General features: G+C 65.8%; 18 protein-coding genes. 5 read left to right on the forward strand and 13 right to left on the reverse strand.

Annotation, left to right across the window (positions count from 1 at the left end; all coding sequences use genetic code 11):
* Positions 1–88: 88 nt before the first annotated feature.
* From prfB to GQ56_RS0115210, 3 genes are all read left to right on the forward strand, one after another.
* Positions 89–1,193 (forward strand): peptide chain release factor 2 gene (gene prfB, locus GQ56_RS41295; RefSeq protein ID WP_124455448.1). Its coding sequence is split into 2 segments (ribosomal slippage): positions 89–169 and positions 171–1,193, totalling 1,104 coding nucleotides; the frame shifts between segments, so codons are not numbered across the junction.
* Between the two features lie 156 nt (positions 1,194–1,349).
* The gene (lysS, locus tag GQ56_RS0115205) at positions 1,350–2,792 is read left to right on the forward strand and encodes a lysine--tRNA ligase (RefSeq protein WP_407638591.1); all 1,443 of its coding nucleotides are present in this window, start codon (positions 1,350–1,352) and stop codon (positions 2,790–2,792) included.
* A gap of 348 nt (positions 2,793–3,140) precedes the next feature.
* Positions 3,141–3,869: a glycine zipper 2TM domain-containing protein gene (locus tag GQ56_RS0115210; protein ID WP_031399465.1), complete on the forward strand. Its 729-nt coding sequence runs from the start codon at positions 3,141–3,143 to the stop codon at positions 3,867–3,869.
* A gap of 138 nt (positions 3,870–4,007) precedes the next feature.
* On the opposite strand, the gene iscX is transcribed toward GQ56_RS0115210, so the two are convergent.
* The 12 genes from iscX to GQ56_RS0115270 all read right to left on the reverse strand — a co-directional run bounded on the left by iscX (position 4,008) and on the right by GQ56_RS0115270 (position 13,212).
* Complete coding sequence (gene iscX, locus GQ56_RS0115215; protein WP_031399466.1) at positions 4,008–4,217, reverse strand: Fe-S cluster assembly protein IscX; 210 nt, start codon at positions 4,215–4,217, stop codon at positions 4,008–4,010.
* A 19-nt stretch (positions 4,218–4,236) separates the two neighbouring features.
* Positions 4,237–4,578: an ISC system 2Fe-2S type ferredoxin gene (fdx, locus tag GQ56_RS0115220; RefSeq protein WP_011352558.1), complete on the reverse strand. Its 342-nt coding sequence runs from the start codon at positions 4,576–4,578 to the stop codon at positions 4,237–4,239.
* 88 nt (positions 4,579–4,666) lie between these two features.
* On the reverse strand, positions 4,667–6,535 hold the full coding sequence (gene hscA, locus GQ56_RS0115225) for a Fe-S protein assembly chaperone HscA (RefSeq protein WP_031399467.1): 1,869 nt from the start codon (positions 6,533–6,535) through the stop codon (positions 4,667–4,669).
* Positions 6,536–6,589: 54 nt separating this feature from the next.
* Positions 6,590–7,117, reverse strand: coding sequence for a Fe-S protein assembly co-chaperone HscB (hscB, locus tag GQ56_RS0115230; protein ID WP_031399468.1), 528 nt, complete (start codon positions 7,115–7,117; stop codon positions 6,590–6,592).
* Positions 7,118–7,214: 97 nt separating this feature from the next.
* Positions 7,215–7,538: an iron-sulfur cluster assembly protein IscA gene (gene iscA / locus GQ56_RS0115235; RefSeq protein ID WP_011885413.1), complete on the reverse strand. Its 324-nt coding sequence runs from the start codon at positions 7,536–7,538 to the stop codon at positions 7,215–7,217.
* Between the two features lie 142 nt (positions 7,539–7,680).
* Positions 7,681–8,088: a Fe-S cluster assembly scaffold IscU gene (gene iscU, locus GQ56_RS0115240; RefSeq protein ID WP_006754131.1), complete on the reverse strand. Its 408-nt coding sequence runs from the start codon at positions 8,086–8,088 to the stop codon at positions 7,681–7,683.
* 68 nt (positions 8,089–8,156) lie between these two features.
* Positions 8,157–9,380, reverse strand: coding sequence for an IscS subfamily cysteine desulfurase (locus GQ56_RS0115245; RefSeq protein WP_031399469.1), 1,224 nt, complete (start codon positions 9,378–9,380; stop codon positions 8,157–8,159).
* Between the two features lie 65 nt (positions 9,381–9,445).
* Entirely contained in the window at positions 9,446–9,985 is a 540-nt protein-coding gene (gene iscR, locus GQ56_RS0115250; protein ID WP_031399470.1) for a Fe-S cluster assembly transcriptional regulator IscR, read from the reverse strand.
* Between the two features lie 115 nt (positions 9,986–10,100).
* A complete protein-coding gene (locus tag GQ56_RS0115255) occupies positions 10,101–10,583 on the reverse strand; it encodes a low molecular weight protein-tyrosine-phosphatase (RefSeq protein ID WP_031399471.1) in 483 nt (160 codons plus the stop codon).
* A 101-nt stretch (positions 10,584–10,684) separates the two neighbouring features.
* Complete coding sequence (locus GQ56_RS0115260) at positions 10,685–10,912, reverse strand: hypothetical protein (protein ID WP_031399472.1); 228 nt, start codon at positions 10,910–10,912, stop codon at positions 10,685–10,687.
* 129 nt (positions 10,913–11,041) lie between these two features.
* Positions 11,042–12,454 carry a lactate utilization protein B gene (locus tag GQ56_RS0115265; RefSeq protein ID WP_031399473.1) on the reverse strand — a complete coding sequence of 471 codons (1,413 nt, stop codon included), beginning with the start codon at positions 12,452–12,454 and terminating at the stop codon, positions 11,042–11,044.
* 35 nt (positions 12,455–12,489) lie between these two features.
* Positions 12,490–13,212 (reverse strand): (Fe-S)-binding protein, encoded by a 723-nt coding sequence (locus GQ56_RS0115270; RefSeq protein WP_031399474.1) that lies wholly within the window; start codon positions 13,210–13,212, stop codon positions 12,490–12,492.
* Between the two features lie 183 nt (positions 13,213–13,395).
* On the opposite strand from GQ56_RS0115270, the gene GQ56_RS0115275 reads away from it, so the two are divergent.
* Positions 13,396–14,205 (forward strand): IclR family transcriptional regulator, encoded by an 810-nt coding sequence (locus tag GQ56_RS0115275; protein ID WP_031399475.1) that lies wholly within the window; start codon positions 13,396–13,398, stop codon positions 14,203–14,205.
* 104 nt (positions 14,206–14,309) lie between these two features.
* Here the strand turns inward: GQ56_RS0115275 and pbpG are convergent, their stop codons facing one another.
* Positions 14,310–15,482 carry a D-alanyl-D-alanine endopeptidase gene (gene pbpG / locus GQ56_RS0115280; protein WP_031399476.1) on the reverse strand — a complete coding sequence of 391 codons (1,173 nt, stop codon included), beginning with the start codon at positions 15,480–15,482 and terminating at the stop codon, positions 14,310–14,312.
* Between the two features lie 663 nt (positions 15,483–16,145).
* On the opposite strand from pbpG, the gene GQ56_RS0115285 reads away from it, so the two are divergent.
* Positions 16,146–16,712 carry a phasin family protein gene (locus tag GQ56_RS0115285; RefSeq protein WP_031399477.1) on the forward strand — a complete coding sequence of 189 codons (567 nt, stop codon included), beginning with the start codon at positions 16,146–16,148 and terminating at the stop codon, positions 16,710–16,712.
* The last annotated feature ends 188 nt before the right edge of the window (positions 16,713–16,900 follow it).

A 16,900-nucleotide genomic window follows, 5' to 3' on the forward strand; every position in this document is an offset into this window, starting at 1 on the left:
GCGCATGCGAGCACCGTTTGCGTCACCGGGCAACCCTGCCGATCGGCTATAATTCCGCTTTTTTACGAAGCAAGAATAGCGAACGATCATGGAAGCGGAACGTCTCAACGCGATCGAAAGCTCCCTGCTCGACCTGCGCAACCGCGCGGGCGAGCTTCGGGGGTATCTTTGACTACGACGCCAAAGCTGCGCGTCTGACCGAAGTCAACAAGGAACTCGAAGACCCGAACGTCTGGAACGATTCGAAGAACGCCCAGGCGCTCGGTCGCGAGAAGAAGCTGCTCGAAGGCGTCGTCACGACGTTGACGGCGCTTGATGGCGACCTGCGCGACGCGCTCGACCTGTTCGAGCTCGCACGCGAGGAAGGCGACGAGGACACCCTCCTCGCATCGGAAGAAGACGCCGCGAAGCTCGAGGCACGCGTCGGCGACATCGAGTTCCGCCGGATGTTCTCGAACCCGGCCGACCCGAACAACTGCTTCATCGACATCCAGGCCGGCGCCGGCGGTACCGAGGCGTGCGACTGGGCGTCGATGCTGCTGCGCCAGTACCTGCGCTATTGCGAACGCAAGGGCTTCAAGGCCGAGGTGCTCGAAGAGTCCGACGGCGACGTCGCCGGCATCAAGAACGCGACGGTCAAGGTCACGGGCGAATATGCATACGGCTTCCTGCGCACCGAGACGGGCATCCACCGCCTCGTGCGCAAGTCGCCGTTCGACTCGTCGGGCGGCCGCCACACGTCGTTCTCGTCGGTGTTCGTCTATCCGGAAATCGACGACTCGATCGAAGTCGAGATCAACCCGGCGGACCTGCGCATCGACACCTACCGCGCATCCGGCGCGGGCGGCCAGCACATCAACAAGACCGATTCCGCGGTGCGGATCACGCACATGCCGACCGGCATCGTCGTGCAGTGCCAGAACGACCGCTCGCAGCACCGCAATCGCGCCGAAGCGATGGCGATGCTGAAGTCGCGCCTGTACGAAGTCGAGATGCGCAAGCGCCAGGCCGAACAGGACAAGCTCGAATCGAGCAAGACCGATGTGGGCTGGGGCCACCAGATCCGTTCGTACGTGCTCGACCAGAGCCGCGTGAAGGACCTGCGCACGAACGTCGAAATGAGCAACACGAGGGCTGTCCTCGACGGCGATCTCGACGACTTCATCAGCGCGAGCCTCAAACAGGGCGTGTAAGCGCCGCGGCGCGGCCCCGCCGCGCCGCCCTTCCCGTTTGCGTTGCCGCACCCACTCCGAATTCCGACCATCATGACCGAACCGACCCAAACGCAGCCCGCCGTCGCCGCGGACGAAAACCAGATCATCGCCGAGCGCCGCGACAAGCTGCGCGCGCTGCGCGAGCAAGGCGTCGCCTACCCGAACGACTTCCGTCCGACGCATCACGCGGCCGATCTGCAAACGACCTTCGCCGACTCCGACAAGGCCGCGCTCGAAGCGAACCCGGTCGAGGTGTCGGTCGCCGGCCGCATGATGCTCAAGCGCGTGATGGGCAAGGCAAGCTTCGCGACGGTGCAGGACGGTTCGGGCCAGATCCAGTTCTTCGTGACGCCGAACGACGTCGGCGCGGAAACCTACGACGCATTCAAGAAGTGGGACCTCGGCGACATCGTCGCCGCGCGCGGCGTGCTGTTCCGCACCAACAAGGGCGAGCTGTCGGTGCAGTGCAAGGAATTGCGCCTGCTGTCGAAGGCGCTGCGCCCGCTGCCGGACAAGTTCCACGGCCTCTCCGACCAGGAAATGCGCTATCGCCAGCGCTACGTCGACCTGATCGTCACGCCGGAAACGCGCGACACGTTCCGCGCCCGCACCAGGACGATCGCGTCGATCCGCAAGTTCATGGACAACGCCGACTTCATGGAAGTCGAGACGCCGATGCTGCACCCGATCCCGGGCGGCGCGGCCGCGAAGCCGTTCGTCACGCACCACAACGCGCTCGACATGCAGATGTTCCTGCGGATCGCGCCGGAGCTGTACCTGAAGCGCCTGATCGTCGGCGGCTTCGAACGCGTGTTCGAGATCAACCGCAATTTCCGGAATGAAGGCGTGTCGCCGCGTCACAACCCGGAATTCACGATGATGGAGTTCTACGCCGCGTACACCGACTACCGCTGGCTGATGGACTTCACCGAGCAACTGATCCGCCAGGCGGCGATCGATGCGCTCGGCACCGCGACGATCCAGTACCAGGGCCGCGAGCTCGATCTCGCGAAGCCGTTCCACCGCCTGACAATCACGCAGGCGATCCGGAAGTACGCGCCGGACTACACCGACGGCCAGTTGTCGGACGACGCGTTCCTGCGCACCGAACTGAAGCGCTTCGGCGTCGACGTCTCGCAGCCCGCGTTCCTGAACGCCGGCACCGGTGCGCTGCAGCTCGCGCTGTTCGAGGAAACCGCCGAAGCGCAACTGTGGGAACCGACCTTCATCATCGACTACCCGGTCGAAGTGTCGCCGCTCGCACGCGCATCGGATACGGTGCCGGGCATCACCGAGCGCTTCGAGCTGTTCATGACCGGCCGCGAGATCGCGAACGGTTTCTCGGAACTGAACGATCCGGAAGACCAGGCCGCACGCTTCAAGAAGCAGGTCGAGCAAAAGGATGCGGGCGACGAGGAAGCGATGTTCTTCGACGCCGACTACATCCGCGCGCTCGAATACGGGATGCCTCCGACCGGCGGCTGCGGGATCGGCATCGACCGCCTGGTGATGCTGCTGACCGACAGCCCGACGATCCGCGACGTGCTGCTGTTCCCCCATCTGCGCCGCGAAGACTGATCGCCGCGCCCGCGTGTGCGCCGCGTCCCGCGGCGTACACGCATCAGCTTTGTAACGACGCGTAAATCCCGCCCGCCGGCGTCCGCCGGCTGCAGATCCTCCCCCGTTTTACTTCCTCGTCGCGACGGCCTTTCCCGGGGTTTCCCCGTAACGATGGCCACGCCCGCGCTGCAATTCGTTACACCTTGATACGGTACGCCGCTCGCCGGTGGACGACACTCCGTTTGCGTCACCACGCAGCACCGAGGGATCGGAACGAAGCGCCGAAGCACCGCGCCTTCCCGATCCCGACGCGTGGGACCCGGCCCGGCGCTGCAGCGCCGATCCGGATCGACACCGGAGAAAAAAATGGATAACCCGAATCAGACCACACCGCAAAAGCAACGCCTCCACCCGCTCATCGCCACGGCAGCCGGCGCCGTCATCGTTGCCAGCCTCGCGGCGACGGCGGCCGTCACGGGCATCTTCCCGAAAGCCAACGGCAGCAACGAACAGAACGGCCAGACCCAGGCCGCGCTGATCGCCTCGCAGCCGGCCGTCGATACGGCCGCGGCCGCCAGCACCGCACTCGCCGCGCAAGCGCAGCAGCAGGCGGCGGAACAGGCCGCCGCGCAACAGAAGGCCGTCGCACAGGCCGAACCGAAGCCCGCGCCGCGCCCGGCCACGCCGCATCGCCGTCATACGCAGGCGCCGCAGCCGCCGCAGTATGCGCAGCAGCCCTCCGCACCCGCGCCCGCCTACTGCCTGAGCTGCGGCACGGTCGTCGCGATCACGCCGATCCGCACGCCGGGCCAGAGTTCGGGCATCGGTGCGGTCGGCGGCGCCGCGGCGGGCGGCCTGCTCGGCAACCAGTTCGGCCACGGCAACGGTCGCACCGCGATGACGATCATCGGCGCACTGGGTGGCGGCCTCGCGGGCAACCAGGTCGAAAAGCAGGTGCGCGCGGAAACCGACTACCAGGTGCAAGTGCAGATGGAGAGCGGCGCGACGCGCACGTTCACGTACCGCAACCAGCAGCCGCCGTTCGGCCAGGGTCAGCGCGTGCGGATCGAGAACGGGACGCTGATCGGCGCGTGATCGCCCGATCGCGTTACGGCCCCTGCCCGCATACCGCGCGCGGGCAGGCCGCCTGAAAATGAAAACGGCTCGCGAGCGATCGCTCACGAGCCGTTTTTCCATTGCCGGCGGCATGCGCCGTCGCGGCGCACCGCGCAATCAGTCCTCGTCGTCGAAATCCGATTCGTCGATCCAGTGCGCCTGGATCGCTTCGAGGATCTTCTCGCCGGAGTGCTTCGGATCGTCGTTGAAGCCGTCGAGTTCGAGCACCCACTGGCGCAGGTCGACGAAGTTGATCCGCTGCGGGTCGATGTCCGGGTACTTGTCCGCCAGCGCAATGGCTATTTCACGCGAATCGGTCCATTTCATCGCCTGCCTCCGGTTCCTGTCAGTGGTTTTCCTTCGCGTGGTTGATCGAGTACTTCGGAATCTCGACCACCAGGTCCGAATCTTCCTTCACGATCGCCTGGCACGACAGGCGCGACGTCGGCTCGAGGCCCCACGCCTTGTCCAGCAGATCGTCCTCGTCCTCCTCGGACGGCGTCAGGTCGTTGAAGCCCTCGCGGATCACCACGTGGCACGTCGTGCACGCGCACGACTTCTCGCATGCATGCTCGATCTCGATCCCGTGTTCGAGCAGGTTGTCGCAGATACTCTTGCCGGGCGTCGCGTCGATCACTGCGCCATCCGGGCACAGTTCGACGTGAGGCAGCACCACCAGTTGAGGCATGTCCGTTCCGTCAGTCAGGGTGCGGCGCGACGCGCCGCACGGTTCAATGTCGCGCGGGCCGTCACCGGCCGATGCGCAGTTCGTGAGTTCAGATCTCGTCGAGCCGGCGGCCCGACAGCGCGCGCTTGATGCTCTTGTCCATCCGGCGCGCGGCGAATTCGTCGGTGCCGTCGGCCAGCGCCTTGGTCGCCGCTTCGATCGCGTTCGTATCGTCGCCCTGCGCGACCGCGCGCAGCGCCGCGACCAGCGCGTCGACCTCGGTGCGCTCGTTCGCATCGAGCAATTCGCCGTCGGCCGTCAGCGCGGCCTGCGTCGCCTCGATCATCCGCTCGGCCTCGACCTGCGCTTCGCGCAGCGCACGCGCGCGCATGTCGATCTCGGCGGTCTTGAAGCTGTCCTCGAGCATCTTCGCGATGTCGTCGTCGGCGAGACCGTACGACGGCTTCACGACGACCGACGCCTCGACGCCCGACAGCTGCTCGCGGGCGAACACCGACAGCAGGCCGTCCGCGTCCACCTGATAGGTCACGCGAATGCGCGCGGCACCGGCCGTCATCGGCGGGATGCCGCGCAGCTCGAAGCGCGCGAGCGACCGGCAATCGGCGACGAGTTCGCGCTCACCCTGCACGACATGGATCGCCATCGCGGTCTGGCCATCCTTGAAGGTCGTGAATTCCTGCGCCCGCGCGATCGGAATCGTCGAGTTGCGCGGAATGATCTTCTCGACGAGGCCCCCCATCGTCTCGACACCGAGCGACAGCGGAATCACGTCGAGCAGCAGCCAGTCGTCGCCGGTGCCGCGATTGCCTGCGAGCAGGTCGGCCTGGATCGCCGCGCCGAGCGCGACGACCTGGTCCGGATCGAGGTTCACGAGCGGCGGCTGGCCGAAATACTTCGCGACCGCGTCGCGGATCACCGGCATGCGCGTCGCGCCGCCGACCAGCACGACACCCTTGATGTCCGCCGGCGTGACCTGCGCGTCGCGCAGCGCCTTGCGGGTGGGCGTGAGCGTGCGCTGCACGAGCGGCTCCACCAGCGACGCAAACGCATCGTGCGCGATCGTCTGCACGAGATGCGCGCCGCCCGACAGCGTCACGTCGAGCGACGCCTGCGGCGCCGACGACAGCGTTTCCTTCAGCACGCGCACGCGATCGAGCAACAGGCGCACGTCCTCGGGCGCGAGCGTCTTCGCATCGATGCCGGCTTGCGCGAGCACGTGACCGAACAGCGCGTGGTCGAAATCGTCGCCGCCGAGCGCGGAATCGCCGCCCGCAGCCAGCACTTCGAACACGCCCTTCGTCAGCTTCAGGATCGACAGGTCGAACGTGCCGCCGCCGAGGTCGTACACCGCGTAGAGGCCTTCGGCCGCATTGTCGAGACCGTACGCAATCGCCGCGGCAGTCGGCTCGTTCAGCAGGCGCAGCACGTTGAGCCCCGCGAGGCGCGCGGCATCCTTGGTCGCCTGCCGTTGCGCATCGTCGAAATACGCGGGCACCGTGATCACCGCGCCGACAAGATCGTCGCCGAGCGAATCCTCCGCACGATAGCGCAGCGTCGCGAGAATCTCGGCCGATACCTCGACCGGGCTCTTCACGCCGTCGACGGTGCGGATCTGCACCATGCCCGGCGCATCGACGAAGTCGTACGGTGCGTTCGCCGCGCCTTCGACTTCCGCCTTGCCGCGGCCCATGAAACGCTTGACCGACACGATCGTGTTGCGCGGGTCGGTCGCGGCCTGCTCCTTTGCCTCGTGGCCGATACGGCGGCCGCCCTTCTCGAGATAGCGGACGACCGACGGCAGCAGCGCGCGGCCCGCTTCGTCCGGCAGCACTTCAGGCACGCTGTTGCGTACGGCCGCGACGAGCGAGTTCGTCGTGCCGAGGTCGATCCCGACGGCGAGTCGCCGCTGATGCGGCGCCGGCGCCATCCCCGGTTCGGAAATTTGCAGTAAAGCCATCTTGGTTCGTTCGGGCGCTCGGCCCGTTTGCTACGCGCACCGCAAGGCGCGCGGTTAAGTTTCGAGGCGCTCGATCTGCGCGCCCACTTCCGACGCGACCCGTTCGATGAACATCAGCTGACGCACGGCCTCGGCGGCTGCCTGGTCGGCGCCGCTGTCGAGCAGCGTGCCGAGGCGCTCGACGCGCACGCGCCGCTCGTCGCGCAACTCGCCGAGCAGCGCGTCGAGCGCGTCGACGTTACGGGCGGCCGCGGCATCCTCGATGCCTTCGCGCCATTCCATCTGCTGCATCAGGAACGCGGGCTCCATCGCGGTATTGTTTTCCGCGCCGATGTCGACGCCGCGCAGCGACAGCAGATAGGACGCGCGCTTCAGCGGATCGCGCAGCGTACGGTACGCCTCGTTCGCGCGGGTTGCCCACTGCATCGCGATGCGCTTCTGCGCGTCGCCGGCCGCCGCGAAGCGGTCCGGATGCACCTGCGTCTGCACCGTCCGGTAGGCGGCATCGAGTGCCGCCTCGTCGAGCGCGAATTGCGCCGGCAGGTTAAACAGGTCGAAATGGCTGTCTTTCAGCGAGACCATCGTCGCGTTCAATTCCGGTTCGTCGCGCGGCAAACGCCGCACATTAAAAAGGCGGCCTGTGCCGCCTCTTGCCCGCGTCGCGCGGAAATCCGCGTCGTCACACGCGGAACGATTCGCCGCAGCCGCACTCGTCCTTCACGTTCGGGTTGTTGAACTTGAACCCTTCGTTCAGGCCTTCGCGCGCGAAATCGAGTTCGGTGCCGTCGATGTACGCGAGGCTCTTCGGATCGACGACGACCTTCACGCCATGGCTCTCGAACACCTGATCCTCGGGAGCCAGCTCGTCGACATACTCGAGCTTGTACGCGAGCCCCGAGCAACCGGTCGTGCGAACGCCGAGCCGCAGGCCCACCCCCTTGCCGCGACGGACGAGGTATTTCTGGACGTGCTGTGCTGCTTTTTCGGTCAGTGTAATTGCCATGATGTCCTTGCCGCGGCGCGCCACCGGGGCTCGCCGCGTTCCTTCCAGGCGCCCCAGACCTGTCGCTACGCGCCAGTCCCCCGAGGGGGTCAAGAAAACCTGGGGCGGCCCTGCGTTTTCCCGAGAAGCCGCGCGATCCCGCTCAGGCTGCTGCCTGATCGCCTTCCGTGGTGTCGTGGCGCTTCTTGTAGTCGGCCACGGCTGCCTTGATCGCGTCTTCCGCGAGGATCGAGCAGTGAATCTTCACCGGCGGCAGCGCGAGTTCCTCGGCGATCTGCGTGTTCTTGATCGACAGTGCTTCGTCGAGCGTCTTGCCCTTCACCCATTCGGTGACGAGCGAGCTCGATGCGATCGCCGAACCGCAACCGTAGGTCTTGAACTTCGCGTCTTCGATCACGCCGTCCGCGCCGACGCGGATCTGCAGCTTCATCACGTCGCCGCAGGCCGGCGCGCCGACCATGCCCGTGCCGACCGCGTCGTCGTCTTTCGCGAACGAACCGACGTTGCGCGGGTTTTCGTAGTGATCCAGAACCTTGTTGCTGTAAGACATGACTCAGACTCCTTGACTCGTTACGTCTGCGTGCGCGAATCCGCCCGCGGGTATGTTCAATCCGGCGCTCAGTGTGCGGCCCATTCGATCGTCGACAGATCGACGCCTTCCTGGTGCATTTCCCAGAGCGGCGACAGTTCGCGCAGCTTCGCGATCTTGCTGTTCAGCAGGTTGATCACGAAGTCGACTTCCTGCTCCGTCGTAAAGCGGCCGACCGTGAAGCGGATCGAGCTGTGCGCCAGCTCGTCGTTGCGGCCGAGCGCACGCAGCACGTACGACGGCTCCAGCGACGCCGACGTGCACGCGGAGCCCGACGACACCGCGACGTCCTTGATCGCCATGATCAGCGACTCGCCTTCGACGAAGTTGAAACTGATGTTGAGGTTGTGCGGGACGCGGTGCTCCATGTCGCCGTTCACGTAGGTTTCCTCGATCTGCGACAGGCCGCGCAGCAGCTTGTCGCGCAGCATGCGGACGCGCTCGTTCTCGGTCGCCATGTCCTCGCGTGCGATGCGGAACGCTTCGCCCATGCCCACGATCTGGTGCGTCGGCAGCGTGCCCGAACGCATCCCGCGCTCATGGCCGCCGCCGTGCATTTGCGCCTCGATGCGCACGCGCGGCTTGCGGCGCACGTACAGCGCGCCGATGCCCTTCGGACCGTAGGTCTTGTGCGCCGAGAACGACATCAGGTCGACCTTCAGCTTCGCGAGGTCGATCTCGACCTTGCCGGTCGACTGTGCGGCGTCGACGTGGAACACGATGCCCTTCTCGCGGCAGATCTCGCCGATCGTCGCGATGTCCTGGATCACGCCGATCTCGTTGTTCACGTGCATCACCGACACGAGGATCGTGTCCGGGCGCAGCGCGGCCTTGAACACGTCGAGGTCGATCAGGCCGTCGTCCTTCACGTCGAGGTAGGTCACCTCGAAGCCGTCGCGCTCGAGCTCGCGGCACGTGTCGAGCACGGCCTTGTGCTCGGTCTTCACCGTGACGATGTGCTTGCCCTTGCCCTTGTAGAAGTTCGCGGCGCCCTTGATCGCGAGGTTGTCGGACTCCGTCGCGCCCGACGTCCAGATGATCTCGCGCGGATCGGCGTTCACGAGTGCGGCGACCTGCTCGCGCGCTTCCTCGACTGCGCGCTCCGCGTCCCAGCCATATGCGTGGCTGCGCGACGCCGGGTTGCCGAACTGCTCGCGCAGGTACGGCACCATCTTGTCGACCACGCGCGGATCGACCGGCGTCGTCGCGCTGTAATCCATATAGATGGGCAGGTGGAGAGTCTCTTGGGTCATCTGTCGCTCCGGGTATTCTGTGCAGGGACTATGTGCGTTATGGGGTATGGCGGGCGCCTATGCGCTCACGAGCTCGCGATGTTGAACACCGAATTGGGGCCGAGCGGCATCGTACGCACGGGCTCGGCCTGTGCGGCGACGGGCTCCGGCGTACGCCGGTCGCGCAACACCGCAGGCGCGCCCTCGCGTGCGCGCTGCTGATCGACGAGATCCTGCAGCGACACCGAATCGAGGTACTCGACCATCTTCTGGTTCAGCGTCGACCACAGCTCGTGCGTCATGCAATGGCCGTCGGGCTGCTTCGAGCCGTCGCACGTGCCCTTGCCGCCGCACTGCGTGGCGTCGAGCGGTTCATCAACCGCGATGATGATGTCGGCAACGGTGACATCCTGCGCGCGGCGCGCGAGGTTGTAGCCGCCGCCCGGACCGCGCACGGATTCGACGATTTCATGCCTGCGCAGCTTGCCGAACAGCTGTTCGAGATACGAGAGCGAAATCCGCTGGCGCTGGCTGATGCCTGCAAGCGTCACCGGGCCCTGCTCCTGGCGCAGTGCCAAGTCAATCATCGCCGTGACGGCGAAACGGCCTTTGGTGGTGAGTCTCATGGTGGTCTAGGGGACTGCAATCTTGACGATTTTGGTCAAGTATAAATATTTGACGTTTTTAGTCAAGTATCCATGTCTTTGAAAGGGTATTCGCAGACCGCTGAATACCGTGCGCTCAGCGCGCCGTACGGGCCCGGAGCGTCTCCAGCAGGCCCGCGCACGCGCGTTCGACCTGGTCGAGCACCTGCTCGAAACCCTGCGCACCGCCGAAATAGGGATCGGCCACTTCGGTTTCGGTCGAATCCGGCGCGAACGCCATCAGCAGACGCACCTTGTCGCGATGCTGCGGCGGGCAACGGCGGTGCAGCTCCGCGAGGTTCGCTTCGTCCATCGCAAGGAGCAGGTCGAAGCGCTCGAAATCCGCCGCGCTCACCTGTCGCGCGCGCAGCGCCGACAGGTCGTAGCCGCGGCTGCGGGCCGCCGCCTGCGCACGCGCATCGGGCGGCTCGCCGACATGCCAGTCGCCGGTGCCGGCCGAATCGACCGCGATCGAATCCGCCAGCGCGACCGCGTCGACCTGGTGACGCATCACGCCTTCCGCGGTAGGCGAACGGCAGATGTTGCCGAGACAGACGAAACAGATCGCAACGCGGGTCATCGCACTATCGGGAAGCCGCGGCGGACCGCGTGGGAGAAGAACACGCCATTATACAAAGGCGGACGAAATCCCGCCGCCGCGCAAAGCGACGGCGCCCTGCCTCACAGCGCCTTCGGCGCGGCGAGCACGACGTCGCCGGAGGCGGCCGGCAGCGGCTTGGCCGCGTCGTCGACCAGCCCGAACGACACCGCGCGCGCCAGTTCGGCGGACGCCTGGTGCATCGCGAGCGGACCGCGCGACGGCGCGTCGGCCATCGCGTGGAGATAGGCTGCCGCGGCCAGCGGAACGACGATTGCCAGCGGCCAGTACATCGATATTGTCTTTTTCATGATGCGGACCTCCTTGACTGGGTACCCCGAAATGCAGTTCCGGGGACTACAGGGAGGATTCTATAGCCCGCACCTATCGAGATAAATATGCGAATAGCGAACGCACTGTTGTCGCCTGGTGAACAGTCGTCAGCCGAGGTGGCTCTGGGACGCCGCGTACAGCTCCCGGAACGTGCGCCCGGTCGGCGTCGGCATGTCGCGCGTATCCATCCAGCCGCCCATCATCGGCAGGCGCCGCAGCGTGCCGCCGTCGCCGCCCAGCCGCTCCAGAACGCGCACCGCGAGCTTGGTCGTCAGCGCGTACAGCATCGGCCGCCGTGCGAAGAAACCCCACGCGGCGAGCGCCGCCCGCTCGCGCCAGGGCCGCAAGTGCCGCTCGACCTGCTTCTCGCGCAGCGTGCGCAGCAGTTGCGACAGCGGAATCCCGGCCGGGCATACGCTGTCGCATTCGCCGCACAGCGTCGCGGCCTGCGGCAGGTCGAGCGTGCGCTCGAGCCCGACGTAGCTCGGCGTCAGCACCGATCCCATCGGCCCCGGATAGACCCAGCCGTACGCGTGGCCGCCTACCTTCTGATAGACCGGGCAATGATTCATGCACGCGCCGCAGCGGATGCAGCGCAGCATCTCCTGGAACGCTCCGCCGATCAGTCCCGTACGGCCGCCGTCGACGAGCACGACGTAGTTGTGCTCCGGGCCGTCCTCATCGCCGGGCCCGCGCGGCCCGGTCAGCAGCGAGAAATAGTTCGACGTCTTCTGCCCCGTCGCGGAACGCGGCAGCAGGCGCATCGCGGTCGCGAGATCCTCGAGCGTCGGCAGCACCTTCTCGATGCCCGTCACGGCGACATGCACGCGCGGCATCACGGTGCACATGCCCTCGTTGCCTTCGTTCGTGACGATGGCGACCGAACCCGTCTCGGCGATCACGAAATTGCCGCCCGTCACGCCCATGTCGGCCGACATGAAGTGCGGGCGCAGCACCTCGCGGGCCTCGCGCGTCATGTCGGGAATCTCGGTCAGCCGCTCGCGGTGGTGCGTGCGTGCGAACAGGTCGGCGATCTCGTCCTTGTCCTTGTGCACGACGGGCGCGATGATGTGGCTCGGCGGCTCGTTGTCGTTGATCTGCAGGATGTACTCGCCGAGGTCCGTCTCGATCGACTGCACGCCCATCTCCGCGAGCACCGCGTTCAGGCGCATTTCCTCGGACACCATCGACTTGGTCTTGATGACCTTCTTCACGTCGTGGCGGCGCGCGATGTCCGCCACGAGCCGCGCGGCATCCGCGGTCGTTTCGGCGAACAACACCGTCGTGCCGCGCCGCGTCGCCTCGCGCTCGAACGCTTCGAGCCAGACGTCGAGGTTCTCCAGCGCACGGTTGCGACGCGCCTTGAGCGCGGCGCGGGTCGCCGGGAAGTCGATTTCGGTCATCGCGTCGGCGCGCGCGGACACGAACTTCGTCGACAGCTTCTTCAGGTTCTGCTGCAGGCGCTGGTCGGCCAGCTTCTGGCCGGCGCGCGCCTTGAAATGCATCGATTGGACTTGCATCGCGGTATCGGGGGAAAAGTGAGCGGAACCGGGCGTCAGACGTCGCCCGCCAGCACCTGCGCGACGTGCAGCACGCGCGTGTCGCGGTCGCCGGTGCGGCGCAACCGCCCTTCGATGTTCAGCATGCAGCCGAGATCGCCGAGCACGACGGCGCCGGCGCCCGATGCGCGCACGTTCGCGCATTTTTCGTCCGCGATGGCCGCCGAAATGTCGCCGTACTTGACCGCGAACGTACCGCCAAAGCCGCAGCAGTGCTCGCAATCCTTCATCTCGGTGACCGCGACGCCGCGCTGCGCGAGCAGCGCGCGCGGCTGCGCCTTCACGCCGAGCTCGCGCAGGCCCGAGCACGAATCGTGATAGGTGACGGGCCCCGTGAACTCTCCCGGCGCGAGCGACACCTTCGCGACGTTCGCGAGGAAGTCGGTCAGCTCATGGACTTTCTGCTGGAACCGCGTGTAGCGCCCCATCAGTTCGGGATCGTCGCGGAACAGGTCGCCGTAATGCGCGCGAATCATCCCGCCGCACGAACCCGACGGTGCGACGACGTAATCGAACTGCTCGAATTCGCGCAGCGTCTTTTCCGCGAGATCGCGCGCGAGCGCGCGGTCGCCCGAGTTGTAGGCCGGCTGGCCGCAGCAGGTCTGCGCAGGCGGCACGATCACCTCGTAGCCGGCGTCGCGAATCAGCTTGAGCGCCGAGAAACCGATTTCGGGACGCATCAGATCGACCAGGCAGGTCACGAACAAACCGACTCGCATACGTGCTCCTTCGAGAAAACGGCTCTCATTATCCGCCGTTTGGCCGGCGAGACCAACGCCGGCCCGCACGCAAGCCCGCACTGCGCAAAACGAGGATTTCCTCGAACGGCGTTCGCTTTTTTCACGATACGAGATACAATCGTTCCAACACCGCTTGACGCGTCAACCGATTTCTCCCCCGACATGAGCCAACCCACCCCGGATTCAAAAACGTCGATCCAGGTGATCGAACGCATGATGCGGCTGCTGGACGCGCTCGCCGCGCACAGCGATCCCGTCAGTCTGAAGGAGCTTGCGCAGCGGACGGAGCTGCACCCGTCGACCGCGCACCGCATCCTGAACGACATGGTGACCTGCCGCCTCGTCGACCGCTCCGATCCCGGCACGTATCGCCTCGGCATGCGGCTGCTCGAGCTCGGCAACCTCGTGAAGGCGCGCCTGTCGGTGCGCGACGCGGCATTGATGCCGATGCGCGAGCTGCATCGCCTCACCGGACAGACCGTGAACCTGTCGGTACGTCAGGGCGACGAGATCGTCTATATCGAGCGCGCGTATTCGGAGCGCTCGGGAATGCAGGTCGTCCGCGCGATCGGCGGCCGTGCGCCGCTGCACCTCACGTCGGTCGGCAAGCTGTTCCTCGCGGCCGACGAAACGTCGCGCGTACGCGCCTATGCGACGCGCACGGGGCTGTCCGGCCATACGCAGAACAGCATCACCGACATCGCGAAGCTCGAGCGCGAGCTGACGATCGTCCGCCAGCAATCGTGCGCGCGCGACAACGAGGAACTGGAGCTCGGCGTACGCTGCATCGCGGCCGGCATCTACGACGATTCGGGCAAGCTCGTCGCCGGCCTGTCGCTGTCGGCGCCGGCCGATCGCCTCCAGGATGCGTGGCTCGGCCAGTTGAGCCGCACGGCCCTCACCATCTCCGAATCGCTTGGCTACCGGCCGGCGCCCGACAAGGATGCGGACGGGCTGCAGCGGCAGGCATGAGCCCGCTCTCGCCTGCCCCGGTTCTCCCGCACAAATAAAAAGCCCCGCGAATGCGGGGCTTTTTTTCAGCCGATCGGCGCGGCGGCGAACCGCCGCAGGCGCGATCAGGTACCGCCGTTCGCGGCGTTGGCCGCCGTCAGGCGCTCGCCGCCGCCGGCGTCGAGCCAGTTGCGCAGGCGCGCCGCGTCGGCGAAGCGCGAATACTTGCCGAACGAATCGAGCAGCACCATCACCATCGGCCGGCCGTGGATCGTGGCCTGCATCACGAGGCATTCGCCTGCCTCGTTGATGAAGCCCGTCTTCTGCAGGCCGATATCCCACGAGCCGTTGCCGCGGATCAGCGCGTTCGTGCTGTTGTACGCGAGGTTGCGCTTGCCCGTGTTCACCTCGTAGCTGCGATCGGTCGAGAACTGGCGGATCATCGGGTACTGATACGCGGCATTGACCATCTTCACGAGGTCGCGCGCGCTCGACACGTTCGAGCTGGACAGGCCGGTCGAATTCTCGAAATGCGTATCGGCCATGCCGAGCGACTTCGCCTTCGCGTTCATCGCGGCGATGAACGCCGGACGACCGCCCTGGTAGTAACGCGACAGCGCGGCGGCCGCGCGGTTTTCCGACGCCATCAGCGCGATGTGCAGCATGTCTTCGCGCGACAGCACCGAGCCAACCGACAGGCGCGAGCCCGTGCCCTTCTCGTAGTCACGGTCTTCGTCGGTGACTTCGATCTGGTCGGTCATCGGGGCCTTCGAGTCGAGCACGACCATCGCGGTCATCAGCTTCGAGATCGACGCGATCGGCACGACGGCATGCGAGTTCTTGTCGAACAGCGGCTCGCCGGAATTCTGGTCGACGACGTACGCGACGCTCGAGCGCAGTGCGAGCGCGTCGGGCGTGTCGTGCAGGCCGAACGCCTGGCCGACGCTCTGCCGGCGCGGCTGGAACGCGACCTTGCGGACCGCGACGTGGTGGCCGGCATGCACGCCGTTCGCCGCGAGCGTGACGCGCTTGCGCGAGGCCTTCGCGCGCGGCGCATCGGCCGCAGCGACCTTGGCGGATTTGTCGGAGGCAGCCTTCGCCGACTTCTTCTTCGCGGACGAAGCAGGAGCGGCGGCCTTCTTCTTGGCGGCCTGTTGATGGGTCTTCGCAGTGGCGGCAAAGGCGTCAGCAGGCGTGACGGACGCAGCGGTCGCCAGCAAGGCGACTGCGACCGACACGGCCGTGCCGAGCGTCATGCTCTGCAACAATCTGCGCGGTGAAAACGATTCGGCTTTCATTGGGGTCTGGACAAAGCGGGCGGGAGGTTTCCGCAAGTGTAGTTAAAGCTGAAAAAAAGAGCAATATTAGGCACTTACCGATTGTCGTTAAACCGGAATGTAAGGGTCGGCCAACTTCGGTCGATCGACCCGCCCGCTCCCATCGAAAAAAATCATGGGACGCACTGCCCGACAGCGCCCGTCTCCCGATTACCACGCGCTTAATTGAGATAACGTCACTTCGGAGGCGATTTAAAGCGGGGAAACTACGTATCCGGCGCTCGGAGTGCCAAGGGGCGCCGGTCTCGACGGTGGCGGCACGTCGCCACGGCACGCGCATCGCAACGGCGCGTTTTCGACCGGAACAGAAGGATAACGTTCCACAGGCCTGTCAGGTTTACCTGTGCGTGATCATGGTGCGCCACGCTTGCCCGGCGATTGTGCGCACCATCTGGGAACGCGCGCTGGTAACGCGCCTGAAACCGATTCCGGACAGGCTCGATAACTCGTTGTTTTATCGATAATTTGTCGCGATTGTGCAACGCACAAAAAATACTTGACAACGGTTTTCTCTGCCCTAAAATAAGCCTCATTGCTGCGTTGCACAAAGCGCGCGCATCCGAGGTTCCCCAGCGTAGTGCCCTTTCCCCTGCGATCGACACGATCGCTTTTCAGGAGCTTGACATGTCTTTGCTGACCCCCGAGCAAATCGCCGCTGCACAGAAAGCCAACCTCGAAAGCCTGTTCGGTCTGACGACCAAGGCGTTCGAAGGCGTCGAAAAGCTGATCGAACTGAACCTGCAAGTCGTGAAGTCGACGCTGGCAGAGGGTCAGGAAAACGCGCAGCGCCTGCTGTCGGTGAAGGACGCACAGGAACTGATCGCGCTGCAAGCCAGCCTGTCGCAGCCGGTCGCGGAAAAGGTGCTGTCGTACGGCCGTCACCTGTATGAAATCGCATCGTCGACGCAAGCCGAGTTCGCGAAGGTTGCCGAAGCGCAATTCGAAGAGCAGAACAAGAAGGTCCAGGCACTCGTCGACAACGTCGCGAAGAACGCCCCGGCCGGTTCGGAAACGGCTGTTGCCGCCCTGAAGTCGGCGCTGAACGCTGCGAACACCACGTACGAAACGGTTCAGAAGGCCACGAAGCAAGCCGTCGAGATCGCCGAGACGAACTTCAACGCCGCGGCTGCCGTCGCGACGAAGGCTGCCAGCGCCGCTGCTGCACGTCGTTCGACCAAGCCGGCCGTCTAAGCGTCCCCCGCTCCTGAAAGAGCCGCGCCCAGCGCGGCTTTTTCGTTTGCGGCGCCGGAACACGCGATCGGGACGCGCTTGCATGCATTGCCGCCCGACTCGGCACGACGCACACACCGCAGGCCGCGCACCAACGAAAACGCCGCCGCCCGGGAAACCCGGGCGGCGGCGTTTTTCATGGCCGGCGC

It is taken from the genome of Burkholderia paludis (assembly GCF_000732615.1).
GTDB lineage: Bacteria > Pseudomonadota > Gammaproteobacteria > Burkholderiales > Burkholderiaceae > Burkholderia > Burkholderia paludis.